1 protein-coding gene is annotated in these 20,725 nt (G+C 65.6%); it reads left to right on the top strand.

Annotated features, from left to right (window positions below; genetic code table 11):
* Positions 1–303: 303 nt before the first annotated feature.
* Entirely contained in the window at positions 304–20,634 is a 20,331-nt protein-coding gene (locus RFA01S_RS12605; protein ID WP_081371326.1) for a non-ribosomal peptide synthetase, read from the top strand.
* The last annotated feature ends 91 nt before the right edge of the window (positions 20,635–20,725 follow it).

Raw genomic sequence — 20,725 nt, forward strand, 5'->3', positions numbered from 1 at the left:
TTCACGGACACCGTCGATCGGCTCTACTTCGCGTGAGGTTCCCGCGATGCAGCCCGCCCGGTGAAAACGGGGTTCTTCCCTGTTTCAATCCGACAAGCTCCAGGCGACGAATCCAAACAGCCCCACAACCGCCATCGAGTGTGTGTGGACCGATACGAACGCAGACCAGAACGGACGCCAGAATTGCTCAATCGCGCGCAGACGCCGCCGCGGCCGGAGATCTCTCACCAGGCCGAAGGCTCCGATTCCACGGGTTCGACGTCGGCTTTTGCCGGTGCCTCCGTCCCGCCGAAAGGCAAGTGAATGCGCGCAGTGACCACCGGTGGCTCTCAGGTCCCGCCGACCGGAACAGGGTTCGACAATTCCTTCCCGCTGTCCTCGGCGCAGCGCGGAATGTGGTTTGCGCAACAACTCGCGCCTGACGTCGCTGTCTGTATCGCTCAATACGTCGATCTGCGCGGACCACTCGACATAGCGGTTCTCCAGGAGGCGTCGGCCCGCGCCGGGCACGAGTTCCAGTCGGCCTACCTACGCCTGGCCCAGATCGACGGGGAGCCGGTTCAGACGGTCGACCACGGCATAGATCAGTCGGTGCACTACCTGGATCTTCGCGGCGAAGACGATCCGATGGCGTCGGCGCTGGCGTGGATAGACGAGAACTACGTCAAGCCGGTCGACATGGAGAACGATCCGCTCGTCGACAGCTGGATTCTTCAGGTCGAGGACGAACGCAACCTCTGGTACAGCAAGATCCACCACGTCGCCCTCGACGGCTACGGTGCCATGACACTGGTCCAGCGCACCGCCGCGCTCTACACCGCAGCGGTCGAGAATGTCGAACCCGAGCCGAACAAGGCAGCCGAACTTCGGCGACTGTACGACCTCGATCAGGAGTACCGGACGTCCACTCGTTTCGAGACGGACAAGCAGTACTGGACATCGAGGGCCGCGGGCATCCACGACGGTGCCACGCTGTCCAACACACCCGGTCGTACCATCGCGGCCAGCAAGCTGCGCAGTGTCGCACTGCCCGATGCCGTCGTCACCGAACTCGAAGCGTCGGACTCGACGAAGGGCGGGACGGCCGCCGCGGTGTTCATCGCTGCATTCGGCTGTTACCTCTCTCGCATGACCGGGCGCGAAGACGTCCTGGTCAACATCCCCGTGTCCGCGCGCACCACGGCCCTCCTCCGTCGATCCGGCGGAATGTTGGTCAACGTCGCACCCATTCCGATGCGCGTCTCCGAGAAGGCCACCGTCGGTGAACTCGTACAGCAGGTACAACTCGAGCTGATGGGTGCGTTGCGCCACCAGAGGTTCAGCATCGAAGACATCCGGCGCGAGTTGGCAGCCACGGGAAGCGACAAACAACTCGCCGGCCCGATGGTCAACATGATGCTGTTCCATCAGCAGATTCAGCTCGGCTCGATCGTCGGCGAATTCAACATCGTCACGTCCGGCCCGGTCGAGGACCTCCTCGTCAACGTCTACCAAAGTGGCACTCCTGCAAGAACATTCGTCGATTTCCGGGCAAACCCCAACCGCTACGACGACAACGACCTGACGACGCATCACTCCAGTTTCGTCGACATGGTCACCGAATTCATCGCGTCCGGCCCGGACGTGCCCGTCCTGCAAGTTCATCCGGACAGCGCCCTCGAAGGTCGCCGCCGCCGTCGCGCTGCGGCGCACGTAGCCCACTGGGTCGATCGACTGGCCGATGCACCGGACCTGCTCGCGCTGCCGACCGACCGCCCCCGGCCTTCGCGCATCGGGCATGTTCGCGCGTCGCACGAGGTCGCCCTGGGGTCCGCAGCGTGGGATGCCGTGAGCCGACTCGCCGACGACAGCTCGACCACCCCGTTCGTCGTGCTCGAATCCGCTGTGGCCGTTCTTCTTTCGCGTCTCGCATCCACGGACGACGTCTCGATCGCAGTGCCCTCCGGCCGCGGCGAGACGGTTGTTCTGCGCACCCGCCCCGACGGCCGTCAGTCGTTCTCGGACTTCGTCGGCACCACCGCGGCAGAGTTCGTCGATGCGTCGGCCCACGCCGATGCCACCTTCGCCGAGATAGCCCGAGCACTCGGCTCGGCCGAAACCGGCTCGCACAACCCCCTCGCCCAGGTCGCGCTCCGCTTCGGAGAGTCTCCGCTTCCGCGCGACGGAATAGATTTCGATCTCGTCGTCACGGTTCACGAGTCCGAATCTCCGCATGTCGTCATCGATTACGCCACAGAACTGTTCGATGCCGGCAGTGTTGCTCAGATCGGTCGTCGTCTGGTGCGCATCGTCGACGCACTGACGAGTGACCCACAGCGTGCCGTCGGTGACGTGGAGTTGCTCTCCACCGCCGAACGTGCGCGCCTGGCTCCGGTTCGTGGTCCGCGTTCTGTTGCGGGTGTGGTGTTGCCGGAGTTGTTGGCTGGTGCGGTCGGTGTCGGTGGTGTTGCGGTGGTGTCGGGTTCGCGGGTGCTCTCGTATGGGGAGTTGGATGCGGCATCGTCGCGTGTGGCGCGGGTGTTGATGTCGTGTGGTGTGGGTCCGGGGTCGTTCGTGGCGTTGGCGTTGTCGCGGTCGGTGGAGTCTGTGGTGGCGGTGTGGGCGGTGGCGAAGGCCGGTGGTGCGTTCTTGCCGGTGGATCCGAATTATCCGGTGGATCGGATCGAGCACATGTTGGTCGATTCCGGTGCTGTGGTGGGTGTGACGTTGGATGCGCATCTGGATGCGGTTGCGGGTGTGGGTGGGGTGTCGTGGGTGGTGCTCGACGATGCCGATGTGGTGGCGGATCTGGCGTTCGCTTCGCCTGCTCCGGTGTTGGATGCCGAACGTTCGGGTGTGTTGCGTCTCGATGATGCGGCGTATCTGATCTATACCTCGGGGTCCACTGGTGTGCCCAAGGGTGTGGTGGTCACTCATCGTGGTGTGGGGAACTTGGCTGCCGAGGAGCGGGTTCGGTTCGGTGTGGGGCCGTCGTCTCGGGTGTTGGCGTTCGCGTCGCCGAGTTTCGATGCGTCGATTCTCGAGTTCGTGTTGGCGTTCTCGGGTGGGGCGACGATGGTGATTGCGCCGGCGATGGTGTTCGGTGGGGTGGAGTTGGCGTCGTTGCTCGCCGAGGAGCGGGTCACGCATGCGTTCGTGACTCCGGCGGCGTTGGCGTCGGTGGATCCGGTGGGGTTGGATTCGGTGGAGGTCGTGGTCACCGGTGGTGATGTGTGTGCTCCGGAGTTGGTGGCGCGGTGGGCGCCGGGTCGGCGGATGTTCAATGCGTACGGTCCGACGGAGGCGACGATTTTCTCGTCGATTTCGTCGGCGTTGGTGGTGGGGGAGTCGGTCGATATCGGTTCGCCGACGATCGGTTTCGCGGAGGTGGTGTTGGATGCGCGGTTGAATCCGGTGCCCGTGGGTGTGGTGGGTGAGTTGTATCTGGCGGGTCCGGCGTTGGCTCGTGGGTATCACGCGCGGTCGGGGTTGTCGGCGGAGCGGTTCGTGGCCAATCCGTTCGGTGGTGCGGGTTCGCGGATGTATCGCACCGGTGATGTGGTGCGGTGGAATGCCTCGGGTGCGTTGGAGTATGTGGGGCGCAGCGATTTTCAGGTGAAGGTGCGTGGTTTCCGCATCGAGTTGGGTGAGATCGATTCGGTGTTGGCGGCTGTGTCGGGTGTCGATTTCGTGGTCACTGTCGGGCGTGAGTCCGCGGCGGGGTCGACGGTGTTGGTGTCGTATGTGTTGCCGGTGGCCGGTGCGTCGTTCGATGCCGGTGTGCTGCGGGATCATGCGGCGTCGGTGCTGCCTGCGCACATGGTGCCCTCGGCGTTCGTGATGTTGGAGTCGATCCCGTTGACTCCGGCCGGCAAACTCGACCGCAAAGCCCTCCCCGAACCCGACTGGTCCGCTCAGGTCACCTCGGGACGCGACGCCGACAATGCCGTCGAGAAGACGCTCGCCGGTTTGTTCGCCGAGGTGCTCCGCCTCGATCGCGTCGGAGTCGACGACTCCTTCTTCGCGCTCGGCGGAGACAGCATCATGTCGATTCAGCTCGTCTCCCGCGCGAAAGCGGCAGGGCTGGCTCTGTCGCCGCGAGATGTGTTCGAGCACAAGACCGTTGCCGCACTGGCCGAGGTCGTCGCCGCCGGCGACGGGACCGTTCCGCTCGTGCTCGACGAGCTGCCCGGCGGTGGCGTCGGAGACGTCCCGCTCACCCCGATCGTGCACTGGATGCTCGACCGCACGTCGGTACTCGACAAGCACACACAGACTGCCGTGCTGACACTGCCGTCCGATATCGAGCTCGACGTTCTCGAAGCAACCGTTCAGACCGTCCTCGATCACCACGACATGCTCCGTGCAGTTCTGCACCGTGCCGGAGAACCGTCGATGGAGGTGCTCCCGATCGGTTCAGTGACGGCGCAGTCCGTCGTCCGCCGGGTGGAGTCGAACAGTGTTCGGGGACCGGAGTTCTCGGATCAGGCCAGGTCGGAAGCCGCTGCAGCAGTGGATCGTCTGGCACCCGATGCCGGTGTCATGATCCAGATGGTCTGGTTCGACGCCGGCTCCGAAGGCAGCCGACTGCTCGTCGTCGCGCACCACCTCGTGATCGACGGCGTCTCGTGGCGAATTCTCGTGCCCGACCTCGCGTCGGCGTGGGCTCAGATCATCGGCGGCAGCACACCGGAACTGGCCCCGGTCGGTACCTCGATGCGTCGATGGGCGCACGGCCTGCGTGAGGTCACCGCAACGCGTTCGGACGAGCTCGCTGTATGGCGCGACGCGCTCGCCGATCCCGATCCGCTCATCGGTTCACGCGCACTCGACCGCGAGATCGACGTCTATCGAACGGTGGACAAGGTCGAGGTCACTCTGTCGACCGATGTCACCGAGGGCCTGTTGACGGCTCTGCCCGAGGCGTTCCACGGCAGCGTCAACGACGGTCTGCTGGCCGCTCTGGCTCTGGCGACCGCCGTGTGGCGACGAAACCGCGGTGTCGTCGTGTCCGACGCACTGATCTCTCTCGAGGGCCACGGCCGTGAGGACCATGTGGTTCCGGGAGCCGATCTCAGCCGCACCATCGGTTGGTTCACCACCATCTACCCACTTCGACTGACCCTCGACGGGATCGACCTCGACGACGCTCTCGCCGGAGGGGACGCGGCAGCAGCGCTGGTCAAGTCCGTCAAGGAGCAGCTGCTCGCCGTTGCCGATCACGGCATCGGGTACGGCATGCTCCGCTACCTGGACGAGGAGGCCGGTGCGACACTGCGTGACTTCCCGGCACCCCAGGTCAGTTTCAACTACCTCGGTCGATACAGCACCGACGTTCCGGACGAGCTCCGCGGACACGGGTGGCTGCCGGTCGACGACTCCGGCGTCGGTGATTCCCAGGACGAGGACCTGCCGGTCGCCGCTGCACTCGACATCAACGCGGTCACCACGGCCACACCGACCGGACCGCGGTTGGAGGCGACCTTCGCATTCCCGACGGGCGTGCTCGACGCCGACGAGGTCACCGAACTCGCCCAGTTGTGGAAGCAGGCTCTCACCGCGCTGACGCAGCTCGCTCAGCGACCGGGCACCGGCGGGTTCACCCCGTCCGATCTCGATCTGGTGAGCCTCGACCAGAAGTCCATCGACGATCTCGAGCGGGTGTACCCGACTCTCGACGACATCTGGTCGATGACGCCTCTGCAGGCCGGTTTGCTCTTCCATGCCGAACTGTCGGATCAGGCCGTCGACGCCTACATCGTGCAGCTGGTGCTCGACCTCCGCGGGGACGTCGACGAGGCTCGCTTCCGCCGCGCTGCCCAGGCTCTACTGCGGCGCCACGCGAACCTGCGCACGGCGTTCGTGCACAACAACGACGGCGAATCCATCCAGATCGTGCATCACGACGTCGTTGTGCCGTGGACCTCGGTCGATCTGTCGTCGCTGAGCGTCGACGATCGCGCAGCCGAGCTCGAGCGAATCGAACACGACGACCGCGCAACGCGATTCAACATGGCACAGGCGCCGTTGTTGCGCTTCATGCTCGTGACGATGGCCCCGGGCGAGTGGCGTCTGGTGATGACCAACCACCACATCCTGCTCGACGGATGGTCGACGCCGCTGCTCCTGAAGGACCTGCTCACGCTCTACGTCGTGGACGGCGACGACGCCGTTCTTCCGCGCGTACCTGCGTACCGCGACTACCTGTCGTGGTTGTCGCGGCGTGATCACTCGGCAGCTCGTGCGGCATGGACGGAAGCCCTCGCGGGTCTCGCCGAACCCACCCTGCTGACGCCGGTCGAGAGCCGTCGCCAGGAGTCGACATTGGCCGGCCGCGCGTTGGTTTCCCTGGACACCGAGCAGACCGAACGCCTGCGCAGTCTCGCCCGGGCACGCGGCATCACGATGAACTCGATGGTGCAGGCTTCGTGGGCGATGGTGCTGGGCACGTTGACCGGTCGCACGGACGTCGTGTTCGGTGCCACCGTCTCGGGACGTCCGCCGGAGGTCTCGGATATCGAGTCCATGGTCGGTCTGTTCATCAACACGCTGCCGGTGCGCATCGTGCTGGATCCAGCCGAGACACTCGGCCAGTACCTCGATCGGGTGCAGGCCGAACAGGCTTCGCTGCTCGATCACCACTACCTGGGCCTGACCGATATCCAGCGTGCCGTCGGTCCCGCGGTCGCGTTCGACACGCTCACCGTGTTCGAGTCGTATCCGATGGACCGTGCGGGTCTGTCGGCCGAGACCGATCTCGCCGGCATGCGGGTGCACGACGTACACGACGGCAGCGACACCGCACAGTATCCGCTGACCCTGGTCGCGATGGTCGACGACCGATTGCACATCGAAGCCAAGTACCTGCCCGAGCTGTTCGAGCACAGTGTCGTCGTCGCCACCGTCGATCGAATCGTGCGTGTTCTCGAGGCGATCGCGACCGACACCGACCAACGGGTCGCATCGCTGTCGCTGCTGTCCTCGGAGGAATCGAACAGGCTGGCCCCGGTACGTGGTCCCGCTTCCACGACCGAACGACTCCTGCCGGACATCCTCACCGATGCTGCTGCCCGCAACCCCGGTGGTACGGCAGTGTGGAGCGCAGGTCGGACACTGACCTACACCGAATTGGACACTCGGTCGTCCGCGCTCGCGCGTGCGTTGATCGCCCGCGGAGCAGGTCCGGAAACCGTTGTGGCACTTGCTTTGCCGCGCTCCATCGAATCGGTTCTCGCAATCTGGGCCGTGGCCAAGACCGGTGCGGCCTTCCTGCCGATCGATCCGAGTTACCCCCGTGATCGAGTCGAGCACATGCTGGTCGACTCCGGCGCGTCCATCGGCGTCACGTCGACCGAGCACGTCGGTGCCGTCGAGGGTCTGGGCTCGGCTGCGTGGTCCGTCCTCGACCACGACGACACTCGCCGCGATCTCGCGAACCGTTCGACCGCACCGGTTCTCGACTCCGACCGCACTCGACCGGTACACATCGATCAGGTCGCGTACCTGATCTACACCTCCGGCTCCACCGGAGTTCCCAAGGGCGTCACCGTCACTCATCGCGGCCTGGCCAACCTGGCCGAGGAAGAACGGTCTCGTTTCGAGTTGACTCCGAACGCTCGGGTTCTCGCATTCGCGTCACCGAGCTTCGATGCATCCATTCTCGAGCTGGCCATGGTGATCTCGGGTGCCGCCACGATGGTGATCGCACCCACCTCCGTCTACGGCGGCGTGGAGCTCGGCGAGCTCCTGGCGCAGCAGCACGTCACGCATGCGTTCGTGACTCCCGCGGCCCTCGCATCGGTGGACCCCGATGGTCTGACCGAACTGAGCGTCGTTGCAACCGGCGGCGACGTGTGTCCGCCCGAGCTCGTCGCACGGTGGGCACCGGGCCGGCGCATGTTCAATGCGTACGGCCCCACGGAGGCCACCATCTTCTCCTCCGTCAGTGACCAGCTGCACGTGGGCTCGCCCATCGATATCGGCTCGCCGACAATCGGTTTCGGCGAAGTAGTGCTGGATTCGCGTCTGCATCCGGTACCGGTCGGTGTCGCAGGAGAGCTCTACCTCGCCGGCCCCGCCCTGGCGCGTGGCTACCATTCGCGATTCGGTCTGACGGCAGAGCGGTTCGTCGCGAACCCGTTCGGCGAGCCCGGCGAGCGTATGTACCGAACCGGCGACGTCGTGCGGTGGACCGAGTCGGGCACCCTCGAGTACGTCGGACGCAGCGACTTCCAGGTCAAGGTGCGCGGTTTCCGTATCGAGCTCGGCGAGATCGACGCGGTGCTGACCGATGATCCGACAGTCGAATTCGCTACGACGATCGGTGTCGACGGACCTGCCGGAAACACGATCCTGGTCGCCTACGTTCTTCCGCGGCCCGGCCACGAAATCGATGTGACGACGCTGCGCACTCGGGCGTCGAGTTCGCTTCCGACACACATGATTCCGACGGCGTTCGTTGCCCTGGAGTCGATCCCGCTCACGCCCGCGGGCAAGCTCGATCGACAGGCGCTGCCCGCCCCGGATCTGCACCTCGGCAGCGACTCGCGCGCTCCTCGCAACGAGACCGAGCGGATCATCGCCGACATCTTCGGCGAGGTTCTCGGCGTGGGCAGCGTCGGCATCGACTCGAGCTTCTTCGATCTCGGTGGAGACTCGCTGAGCGCCACCCGCCTCACCGCTCGGGTGAATGCAGCCCTCGACACCGCTGTCAGCGTTCGTGCGTTGTTCGAGGCACCCACGGTCGAGTCGTTGGCGGTGCGAGTGCACAGCAACCCGGCCGGTGCCGCGCGCCGTCCGGCGCTCACTGCGAAGCCTCGCCCGAGCTCGATTCCGTTGTCGATGGCTCAGCAGAGAATGTGGTTCATCAACCAGTTCGACGTCGACTCGGCCGCCTACAACATCCCGCTCGCGGTTCGATTGACAGGCCGTCTCGACATCGAGGCAATGAACGCTGCGATCGGTGACGTGCTGGCGCGGCACGAGTCGCTGCGCACCGTGTTCCCCTCGCACGGCGATCGGCCCGAGCAGCACATTCTCGGCACCGACGCGGCGACGACCGATCTGCACGTCGTCGACGTCGATGCCACCGAGATCGTCACCGCGATCTCGTCCGCTGCCGCCCGCGGATTCGACGTGTCGAAGGACCTGCCCTTCCGGGCCGTTCTGTACCGGACGGCACCCGAGGATTTCGTGCTGTCGATCATCGTGCATCACATTGCCGCCGACGGCGCGTCCATGGCACCGTTGGCTCGAGACGTCATGGTGGCGTACGGATCTCGCGTGTCGGGAGTAGCCCCGATGTGGGCACCGCTCGACGTTCAGTACGCCGATTTCGCGATGTGGCAACGCTCGGTTCTCGGCGACGAGTCCGACCCGAGCTCGGTGGCAGCACAGCAGCTCGAGTTCTGGAAGTCCACTCTCGCGGATCTACCCGAGCTGCTGCCGCTTCCGCTCGACCATCCTCGCCCGGCACGGCAGTCGATGCGCGGCAACAGTGTTCGGTTCGAGATCGAGCCAGACGTCCACGCCGGCCTGGTGGACCTCGCCCGCGCGAACGACGCGACCGTGTTCATGGCCATGCATGCAGCATGGTCGATCCTCATGGCTCGCCTCAGCGGGACCGAGGACATCGCAGTCGGCACGCCCATCGCCGGGCGTGGCGACGCGGCGCTCGACGATTTGGTCGGCATGTTCGTCGGGACTCTGGTTCTGCGCACCGAGGTAGCGCCCGATCTCTCGTTCACCGAGCTGCTCCGCCGGACCCGTACCGCGGACCTGGCGGCGTTCGACAACACCGACGTGCCGTTCGAGCGTCTCGTCGACGTCCTCGATCCGGCGCGTTCCACCGATCACTCGCCGTTGTTCCAGGTACTGCTCGAATTCCAGAACAACACCTCGGCGGCACTGGAGCTACCCGAACTCACCGTCGAGGCCGTCGACATCGACGCCCACGTCGCGAAGTTCGACCTCCAGCTGACCGTCGCGGAACGGTTCGACGACTCCGGTGCTCCGGCAGGTATGACCGCTGCGATCACCTATGCGGTCGACCTGTTCGACGAGATCTCCGTGGACGAGTTCTCGACTCGATTCGGTGCCGTCCTCGCCGGCGTGACCACCGATCCCGATCGTGCTGTCGGCGACATCGACATCCTGTTGCCGGGTGAACTCGACGCCATGGCCCGGCAGTGGAACCACGACGGACACACGGCGACCGATGCGACACTGGCCGACCGCTTCGCCGCGGCCGCTGCGCAGTTCCCCGAAGCACAGGCAGTCGTGTTCGGCGATCGCTCGCTGACCTACGCCGAGCTGGACGACCGCTCGAACCGACTCGCACGAGTCCTCGTGGCTCGGGGTGTGACGTCGGAGTCCCTGGTGGCGGTTGCGATGCCGCGCACCGAGGAGCTGATCGTTGCTCTGTTGGCGGTCGTCAAGTCCGGCGGCGGCTACCTCCCGATCGATGTCGGCTATCCGGCCGACCGGCTCGCCTTCATGCTCGACGACGCGTCACCGGTCTGTGTGATCTCCACCGTCGCCGACAGTGCATCGGTGCCTGCTTCCGATGTCGAGATGCTGCTGCTCGATGCACCCGAAGCGGTCGCCGAGCTGGCAAGCGTGTCCGGAGCCCCGCTGACCGACGCCGACCGCATCGGCACCACCGATGCCGATTCGATCGCCTACGTCATCTACACCTCGGGTAGTACCGGACGTCCCAAGGGTGTGCAGATCGCGCACCGTAACGTCGCGACGCTGTTCGCGAACACCACGGATCTGTTCCACTTCGACGACCGCGACGTGTGGACCATGTTCCACTCCTACGCGTTCGACTTCTCGGTGTGGGAACTGTGGGGACCACTGCTGCACGGCGGCACTCTCGTGGTCGTCGACTACTACACCGCACGCTCGCCGGAACTGTTCCGCGAGTTGCTGATTCGCGAGAAGGTCACGGTCCTCAACCAGACGCCGACGGCGTTCTACCAGTTCGCCGAAGCCGATCGTGTGGCAACCGCGGCAGGTGGATCCGCCGACGGATCGGACGCACTGTCGCTGCGGTACGTCATCTTCGGTGGAGAAGCACTCGATCTCGGGCAGCTCGGTCGCTGGTACGCACGGCACGAGGAGACCTCGCCGACCCTGGTCAACATGTACGGCATCACCGAGACGACGGTCCACGTGAGCCACCTGGCTCTGACCGAGCAGTTCGCGGCGTCCGCTTCGGCCAGCGTCATCGGCCAGGCGATCCCGGCGCTGCGTGTCGCCGTTCTCGACACCCGCCTCAATCCTGTTCCGCCCGGGGTCGTCGGGGAGATGTACGTGTCCGGGGCACAGCTCTCTCGCGGATACCTCGGCCGAGCAGGGCTGTCCGCAACACGTTTCGTTGCCGACCCGTCCGGCGATGTGGGTGCGCGTATGTACCGCACCGGTGACACCGCCAGGTGGAATCGCGATGGGGCTCTCGAATACCTGGGTCGAAGCGACATGCAGGTCCAGTTGCACGGCTTCCGTATCGAACTGGGCGAAATCGAAAGCGCGCTCCTGGCATTCGATGGGGTAGCGGCTTCCGTGGTCTCCGTCCGCGACGACGGTTTCGGTGATCGCCTGATCGGCTACGTCGTGGCCGAGGCCGGTCGCGCGCTCGACCATGCGGCCGTTCTCGACTTCGTGGGCAACTCGTTGACCTCGTACATGGTGCCCGCAGCGTTGATCGTCCTGGACGAGCTGCCGCTGACCGCCAACGGCAAACTCGATCGCCGTGCACTCCCGGCACCGGACTTCTCGGCAAACGTCACCGAAAGTCGTTTGCCCGCAACCGAAGTCGAGTCGATCCTGGCCGGTCTGTTCGCGGACGTTCTCGGGCTCGATACCGTCGGCGTCGACGATTCGTTCTTCGCACTCGGCGGCGACAGCATCATGTCGATCCAGTTGGTCTCGCGCGCCAAGGCCGCCGGGCTGGTGCTGGCTCCCCGCGACATCTTCGAGCGCAAGACCGTGGCCGCTCTCGCCGAGGTCGCTGTTCTCGGCGGCGACGCCGTGGTGCTCGAAGAACTCGACGGTGGGGGAGTCGGCCCGATGCCGCTCACCCCGGTCGTGCGGTGGATGTTGGACCGCAGCACCGAATTCGGCCGTTACACACAAACAGCGCTGCTTCAGCTTCCGGTCGGCATCGAGCGCGAGACGCTCGAACGCACCGTGGCAGCGGTGCTCGATCGTCACGACATGCTGCGTGCGCGCCTCTACCAGGACGCGGACGGGGAGTGGCACGAGGAAGTGTCTCCGGTCGGAACAGTCTCGGCTGCGAGCGTCCTTCACGCGGTCTCGGTCGAATCCGTCGACGGCCCCGAATTCTCCGTCGCCGCCGCGGCCGAGCTCGACGCCGCTGCCGATCGTCTGGTTCCGGCCGACGGCGTCATGGTGCAGATGGTGTGGTTCCAGAGCCCCAATGGCTCGGGTCGACTGCTCGTCGTCGCCCACCACCTCGTGATCGACGGCGTGTCCTGGCGCATTCTGGTCCCCGACCTCGCCACGGCATGGAGTCGGATCGTCTCCGGCCAGGAGCCTGAACTGGCTCCGATCGGTACGTCGATGCGTCGGTGGTCCACCGGACTCACCGAGGTCACGGCCGCCCGAACCGACGAGCTCGGACTGTGGCGTCGGATCCTCGACGGAGCCGACCCGACGATCGGTTCTCGCCCGCTCGACAAGAGATTCGACGTCGACGCCACCGTGCAGCGTGTCCGCACGTCCCTGCCGGTCGAGGTCACCGAGCGCCTGTTGACCACTGTCCCGGACGTGTTCCGCGGCAGCGTCAACGACGGCCTGCTGGCCGGTTTGGCTCTGGCCCTGACGGCGTGGCGTCGCGAACGCGGCGATGCGGTGCGGGACGCTCTCGTGACTCTCGAGGGCCACGGCCGCGAGGACGCTGTGGTGCCCGGTGCCGATCTCGGTCGGACCGTCGGCTGGTTCACCACCATCTTCCCCGTACGTCTCGATCTCGGGTCGCTCGACGTCGCCGACGCTCTGGCAGGCGGCGCGTCGGCCGGTGCTCTGGTCAAGACCATCAAGGAACAGCTGCTCGAGATCCCCGATCACGGCATCGGCTACGGCATGCTGCGGTACCTCGATTCCGCTGCAGGCGAGGCTCTGTCCGGCTTCGCCGCACCACAGGTCAGCTTCAACTACCTCGGCCGGTTCTCCACCGGATCCACCGAAGGCATGGACGACGTGGGTTGGATCCCGGTGGCCGACGCAGAGCTCGGCGACGCGCAGAATCCGGACATGCCGGTGCCTGCGGCGCTGGACATCAACGCTGTCACCACCTCGACCCCCGACGGCCCGCAGCTCGACGCGACGTTCGCCTTCCCCGCGGGCGTTCTCGACGCCGACGAGGTCGGCAGGTTGATCGAACTGTGGACGCAGGCCCTCACCTCGATCACCGAGCACGCCTCGGCCGACGGTGCGGGCGGCTTCACGCCGTCGGATCTCGAGCTGGTCGACATCGATCAGACATCCATCGATGCTCTGGAAGAGCAGTTCCCGAATCTCGACGACGTGTGGTCGTTGTCGCCTCTGCAGGCCGGCTTGCTGTTCCACGCTCGCCTGGCCGGCGAGATCGGCAGTGCCGGTTCGGGTGTCGACGCGTACATGGTTCAGCTGGGGCTCGAGCTCCGGGGAACTGTCGATGCGACGCGGATGCATGCTGCCGTCGACAAACTGGTCTCTCGCCATCCCAACCTGCGAGCAGCGTTCGTACACAACAGCAACGGCGAGTCACTGCAGATCGTGCAGAGTTCGGTCACTGTTCCGTGGTCCGAGATCGACCTTCGGGGGGAGCCCGATGTCGAGGTGGCCCTCGAGGCAGTTCTCGAGGCCGACCGTGCGGTGCGCTTCGAGATGGACCGGGCACCGCTGCTGCGGTTCACGCTCATCACCCTGGCCGACGATCACTGGCGTCTGCTGCTGACCAACCACCACATCCTGTTGGACGGATGGTCGACGCCGCTGGTCGTCAAGGAACTCATCACGCTCTACGTCACCGAGTCCGACGACTCGATGCTGCCGCGCATTCCTGCCTACCGGGACTACCTGGCCTGGATGCGCCAACGAGACGTGGCGATCTCCACCGCGCAATGGGTCAGTGCCATGGCCGGCGTGGAAGAACCCACGCTGTTGGTCACCGACGATCGTGGCCGGCAACTGTCCACCGTGTCGCAGGAGACCGAGCGGTCGTTGTCGGTCGAGACCACCGCGGCACTGCGTGACTTCGCTGCTCGCCGTGGATCGACCCTCAACACCCTCGTCCAGACCGCATGGGGCGTCGTGCTGGCCACCCTCACCGGACGCGAGGACGTCGTGTTCGGTGCGACGGTGTCGGGTCGTCCGCCGGAGGTTCCGGGTATCGAGGGCATGATCGGGCTGTTCATCAACACCCTGCCCGTCCGGGTCACGCTCGACCGGAGCGAAACGCTGGGTGCACTGGTCGATCGGGTTCAGGCCGAGCAGGCATCGCTGTTGGATCACCACTACCTCGGCCTGACCGATATCCAACGCGCAGCGGGTGCAGGCGTGGCTTTCGACACCTTGACGGTGTTCGAGTCGTACCCCGTCGACCGGGCCGGCGCTTCTGCGGCAACCGATTTCGCCGGTATGCAGGTCACCGACATTCTCGGAACCGACGCAGCGCACTACCCGCTGACTCTGGTTTCGTCGGTCGACGAGCGCCTCAACCTGAAGGCGAAGTACCTGCCGGAACTGTTCGACGTCGATTCCGTGCACGCCATCGTCGATCGCGTCGAGCGTGTCCTCGACGCCGTGCTCGAGGACGAACAGCAGCCACTGGGACGGCTGCGACTCCTCGGTGACGCCGAGTTCGCCTCGCTGGCACCGGTGTTCGGACCCGATGGACGCTCGGCCCGGCTGCTGCCGGAAATCTTCTCCGACGCTGCCGCGGTGAACCCGGACGCTATCGCACTGCGCAGCACCGACGGCGAAATGACGTACCGGGAGTTGGACCGTCGGTCCAACCGACTCGCTCGAATTCTGCTGGGCCACGGCGTGCGCACCGAGACCTTCGTGGCACTCGGCATCGCACGATCGATCGAATCGGTGCTGACGGTCTGGGCCGTCGCAAAATCCGGCGCGGCATTCGTACCGGTGGATCCCAACTACCCGGCCGATCGCATCGAGCACATGTTGGCCGACTCCGGAGCAACGTTCGGCGTCACCACCCGCACCCATCTCGACGACCTGCCGTCGACCGTGCCCTGGATCGTCCTCGACGATCTGGCGACGGACGGCCCGAACGCAGTGAGCGACGAGCCGATCGGCGCCACCGAGCGGAACGGACGCATCGCCTTCGACAGCGCGGCGTACACCATCTACACCTCGGGTTCGACGGGTGTGCCCAAGGGTGTCGTCGTCACGCACTCCGGTCTCGACAACTTCGCAACCGAGCAGCGCGAGCGATACCGAATCACCAAAGACTCACGCACACTGCACGTCTCGTCCCCGAGCTTCGATGCATCCGTGCTCGAGTACCTACTCGCCTTCGGCGTCGGCGCGACGATGATCATCGTGCCGCCCACCGTGTACGGCGGCAACGAACTCGCGGCACTGTTGGCAGCGGAGTCGGTCACCCACGGCTTCATCACCCCGTCGGCTCTGGCGTCGGTCGACCCGAGCGGGCTCGACACGTTCGCCGACGTCGTCGTCGGTGGCGAGGCCGTACCGGCCGAGTTGGTCGCGAAGTGGGCACCGGGCCGGAATCTCTACAACGGTTACGGTCCGACCGAGGCCACGATCATGTCCAACATCAGCACGCCGATGACTGCAGGTGACACCGTCTCGATCGGTGGTCCTGTTCGCGGCGTGTACGAGGTGGTGCTCGATTCACGGCTGCAGCCCGTTCCTGTCGGCGTGGCAGGTGAGCTCTATCTCGCGGGTGTCGGACTCGCCCGCGGTTACCACGACCGATTGGGCCTGACGGCGGAGCGATTCGTCGCCGACCCGTTCGGCGCACCCGGCGCGCGGATGTACCGCACCGGAGACGTGGTGCGGTGGTCGCCGGATCTGACGATCGAATACGTCGGTCGAAGTGATTCGCAGGTCAAGGTTCGCGGCTTCCGCATCGAACTCGGCGAGATCGACGCGGCGCTCGCATCGCATCCGTCCGTGGACTTCGCCGCGACCTTCGGCACTCCGGGCCCGTCGGGAGCGACCGTCCTGGTGTCGTACGTACGAACCACCGAGGGCGCGGCGGACGCGTTCGATACCGGTGTCCTGCGTGACCACCTGGCCGGCATGTTGCCGTCGCACATGGTTCCCGCAGCCATCGTCGTGCTCGACGCCATTCCGCTCACACCGGTCGGAAAACTCGATCGGTCCGCGTTGCCGGTGCCCGAGTTCGGGTCGGCGACGTCGTACCGCGAGCCGAGCACGCCGGCCGAGCTCACCGTGGCCGCCGTGTTCGCCGAGATTCTCGACGTCGATCGGGTCGGTGCCGACGACAGCTTCTTCGAGCTCGGTGGCGACTCGCTCAGTGCCACCCGTGTCATCGCTCGCGTCAATGCCGAACTCGGCACCACGATCGGCGTGCGCACGATCTTCGAGATGCCGACTGTCGCCGGATTGGCGAGCGCGGTCGGCGCAACGTCCACACGGACGCAGCGTCCGAATCTCGTTGCGACACAACGTCCTGATCACATCCCGCTGTCGCTCGCACAGCAACGCATGTGGTTCATCAACCAGTTCGACACCACCTCGGCGGCGTACAACGTGCCACTGGTCGTCAAGTTGACCGGGCAGCTCGATACTGCGGCCCTCGCCGCGGCAGTCGTCGACGTCCTCGAGCGGCACGAATCGCTGCGGACGACGTTCCCGGACGGACCGGACTTCCCGGTCCAGCTCGTACATCCGGCCGTCGAGGTGGCTCCGGTGGTCGAGCCGGAATCGATCGATGCCGGTGTGCTGACCGACCGGGTGGCGCACCTGGCAGGTCGTGGATTCGACGTGACCACCGAGATTCCGGTGCACGTCGAGCTGTTCCACGTCGTCGGTACCGATACCGATGCCGAGCCCGTCTTCGTACTGGCGATGGTGGTGCATCACATCGCGGCCGACGGAGCCTCGATGGCACCGCTGGCACGAGACGTGGTGCTCGCGTACTCGGCGCGCACCACGGGAGCAGCGCCGGGCTGGGAGCCCCTGCCGGTGCAGTACGCCGACTACACGCTGTGGCAGCGTTCGTTGCTCGGTGACGAGAAGGACGAGTCGAGCGTGGCCGCGGCCCAGCTCGAGTACTGGTCGACGGCGCTCGCAGGTCTACCCGATCTGCTGCCGTTGCCCACCGATCGCCCGCGGCCCACCACGCAGGATTTCCGGGGTGGCCGGGTTCGCTTCACCGTCGACGCCGAGATCCATCGGGCACTCGTCGAGATCACCCGCGAGCAGAACGTCAGTATGTTCATGGTGTTGCACGCCGCGTTCGCGGTGGTGCTGGCGCGCCTGAGCGGTACCGACGACATCGCGATCACCACTCCGGTGGCAGGGCGCGGCGACGCGGCACTGGACGATCTCGTCGGCATGTTCGTCAACACCTTGGTGTTGCGCAGCCGGATCGACGACTCCGCCTCGTTCGTGGATCTGCTCACGCAGGTGAAAGCACACGACCTCGACGCCTTCGATCACACCGAGATGCCGTTCGAGCGCATCGTCGAGGTGCTCAATCCCACGCGATCGACGGCGTATGCACCGCTGTCGCAGGTGGCGTTGTCGTTCCAGAACAACGAGAAGGCGTCACTCGAGCTACCGGATCTGCGCGTGGAGGGCTTCGACTTCGACGTTCCCGTGGCCAAGCAGGATCTGCAACTCCTGGTGTCCGAGACCTTCGACGACGACGGGCGACCGACCGGATTCGAGGCAGCGTTCGATTACGCCACCTCGCTGTTCGACGCGTCCACCGTCGATGCGATCGCGGCGCGACTGGTTCGCGTACTCGACGCCGTCGGCAGCGATCGACTCACCGCGGTGGGGGATATCGACATTCTCGGTGCCGACGAGAAGCAGGCTCTGGCACCGGCTCGCGGGTCCGCCGACGTCGCGTTGCGAACGTGGCCGGAAATGCTCGCCGCCTCGGTGGCGCTCGACCCGTACGCGGTCGCCGTCACGTATCGGGGCGTGAGCCTGTCCTACGCCGACCTCGACAGTTGGTCGAACCGAATCGCGCGAATGCTCATCGACTACGGCGTCGGACCGGAAACGTTCGTCGCCTTGGCCCTGCCTCGATCCATCGAGTCGGTTCTGTCGGTGTGGGCGGTCGCCAAGACCGGTGCGGCATTCCTGCCGGTCGACCCGAACTACCCGGCCGACCGCATTGCGCACATGCTCGAAGATTCGCGTGCGGCAATGGGATTGACCGACGTCGACAGTCGGCAGTCGCTGCCCGACACCGTGCCGTGGCTCGTCCTGGACGATCCCGAGACATCATCGGAGCTCTCTCGCTATCCCGTGGCCGCAGTCACCGATGCCGAGCGCACCGCGACGCTGCACCTCGACCACCCGGCATACCTGATCTACACCTCGGGTTCGACCGGTCGCCCGAAGGGCGTCGCAGTGCGGCACCGGGGCCTGGCCAACCTGCAGGCCGAGGTGATCGATCGATTCCGTCCCACCCGAGATTCGCGGGTGTCGCACATCGCCTCGCCGAGTTTCGACGCCTCGGTGTACGAGCTCACGATGGCGTTCGGCGTCGGCGCCACCGTGGTGATCGTGCCGCCGGGAACGTTCGGTGGCAGCGAACTGGCCGACCTGCTCGAATCGGAACATGTCACACACGCGTTCCTGACTCCGGCGGCGTTGTCCTCGATCGACGAGACACGTTTGGGCACGGTCCGCGTCCTCGCCGTCGGCGGCGAGGCCTGCACTCCGGAGCTGGTGGCGAAGTGGGCACCGGGCCGCAAGATGTTCAACGGCTACGGTCCGACCGAGACGACCATTCAGGCGAGTGTCGGCGGTCCGTTGATGCCAGGCGGCACGGTGGACGTCGGCCGGCCGGGTACCGGATTCCGGTTCCTCGTGCTCGACGCACGTCTGCGGCCGGTCCCGGCCGGGGTGTCGGGCGAGCTGTACATCGCAGGCCCCGGTACGGCACGCGGTTACCTGCGACGGTTCGGGCTCACATCCGAACGCTTCGTCGCAGACCCGTTCGGTACCGCCGGTGAGCGGATGTACCGAACCGGTGACGTCGTGCGCTGGGGGAGTACCGGTGTGCTCGAGTTCGTCGGACGCAGCGACTTCCAGGTCAAGGTCCGCGGATTCCGTATCGAGCTCGGCGAGATCGACTCCGCGCTCACCGATCACGACGAGGTCGGCTTCGCGGCGACCATCGGTCACAATGCGGCGTCGGGAGATACGGTTCTCGTGTCCTACGTGCTGCCGGCCGAGGGTGCATCGGTGGACGTCGAGGCGTTGCGCGACAGTGTCGCGACCGTTCTTCCGCGCCATATGGTCCCGTCGACGATCATCGAACTCGCCGACATCCCACTCACTCCGGTGGGCAAGCTGGATCGACGCGCGCTCCCGGTGCCGGAACTGACGGTGTCGACGACGCCGTATCGGGCACCGAGTACCGATCTCGAAGCAGCCATCGCCGACGCGTTCGCCGAGGTATTGGGTGTCGAACGAGTCGGCATGGACGACAACTTCTTCGAGCTCGGTGGCACGTCGCTGGTGGCAACCAAGATCGGCCCGGCCATCGAGAACGCGGTCGGAGTTCGCGTCCCGCTGCAGGCATTGTTCGTCGATCCGACCCCGGCAGGGCTCGCGGCTCGGGTCGCGTCGGACGTCGATTCGTCCGGTGCACAACTGGATTCGGTGTTCGGAGTGGTCATCCCACTGCGCAGCACAGGTTCCAAGGAACCGCTGTTCTGCGTCCATCCCGGAATCGGGTTGTCGTGGGGATATGCGGGCCTGGTGTCCCAGATCGGTGACGACCGTCCCGTGTACGGCCTGCAGTTGCCCAGCATCGTGGAAGGCACGCCGTTCGGCTCGATTCGAGACCTCGCGCACCGGTACGCCGACGAGATTCGGGCTGTCCAGCCGGTCGGTCCGTACAACCTGCTCGGGTGGTCGCTCGGTGGTTCGCTCGCCCATGCGATCGCCGTGGAACTACGCAGCACCGGCAGCGAAGTGCAGACTCTCGCGTTGCTGGACAGCTACGTCGACGGCCATGACGAGACGGCCGACGGTGAGCTGAGCGTCGAGAACCTGCTCGCGGGTCTGGGGCTGGATCTGACTGCTCAGGCGTCGTCCGAGCCGTTGACCTACGAACGTGGTGTCGAACTGCTCGACGAATCCCTGGGGCAGACCACCGGTGTCACGGCGGATCATTTGCGCAGAATCAATGCAGGATTCGAGAACTCGACGCGAATCATGGCCGAGTTCATCCCGGACGTGTTCGACGGAAATGTTTTGTTCTTTTCTGCAACGAAAGGCGCGAGTGACGGAATTGTTCGGTCACCACAGGAATGGCGACCGTACGTGTCAGGAGATATCGTCATCCACGGTGTGGACGTTTTCCACAACGAAATGACCAATCCCGATGCTGTCTCGGTGATCGGTCCGGTTGTCGACGCACATCTGGGCAATACATATCCATAACGTTTGCGAGTGTTCTTCCGTGAAAGAGCACTCGCTCGAATACCATCGGCTTTCGATACTCGAGTGGTCGAATGCGAATCACTACTACCAG

The sequence above is a fragment of the Rhodococcoides fascians NBRC 12155 = LMG 3623 genome (assembly GCF_001894785.1).
GTDB classification, from domain to species: domain Bacteria; phylum Actinomycetota; class Actinomycetes; order Mycobacteriales; family Mycobacteriaceae; genus Rhodococcoides; species Rhodococcoides fascians.

Excerpts from the sequence above, each read along its gene's own strand:
- RFA01S_RS12605 (WP_081371326.1), top strand. The coding sequence starts at position 304 with ATGCGCGCAGTGACCACCGGTGGCTCTCAGGTCCCGCCGACCGGAACA.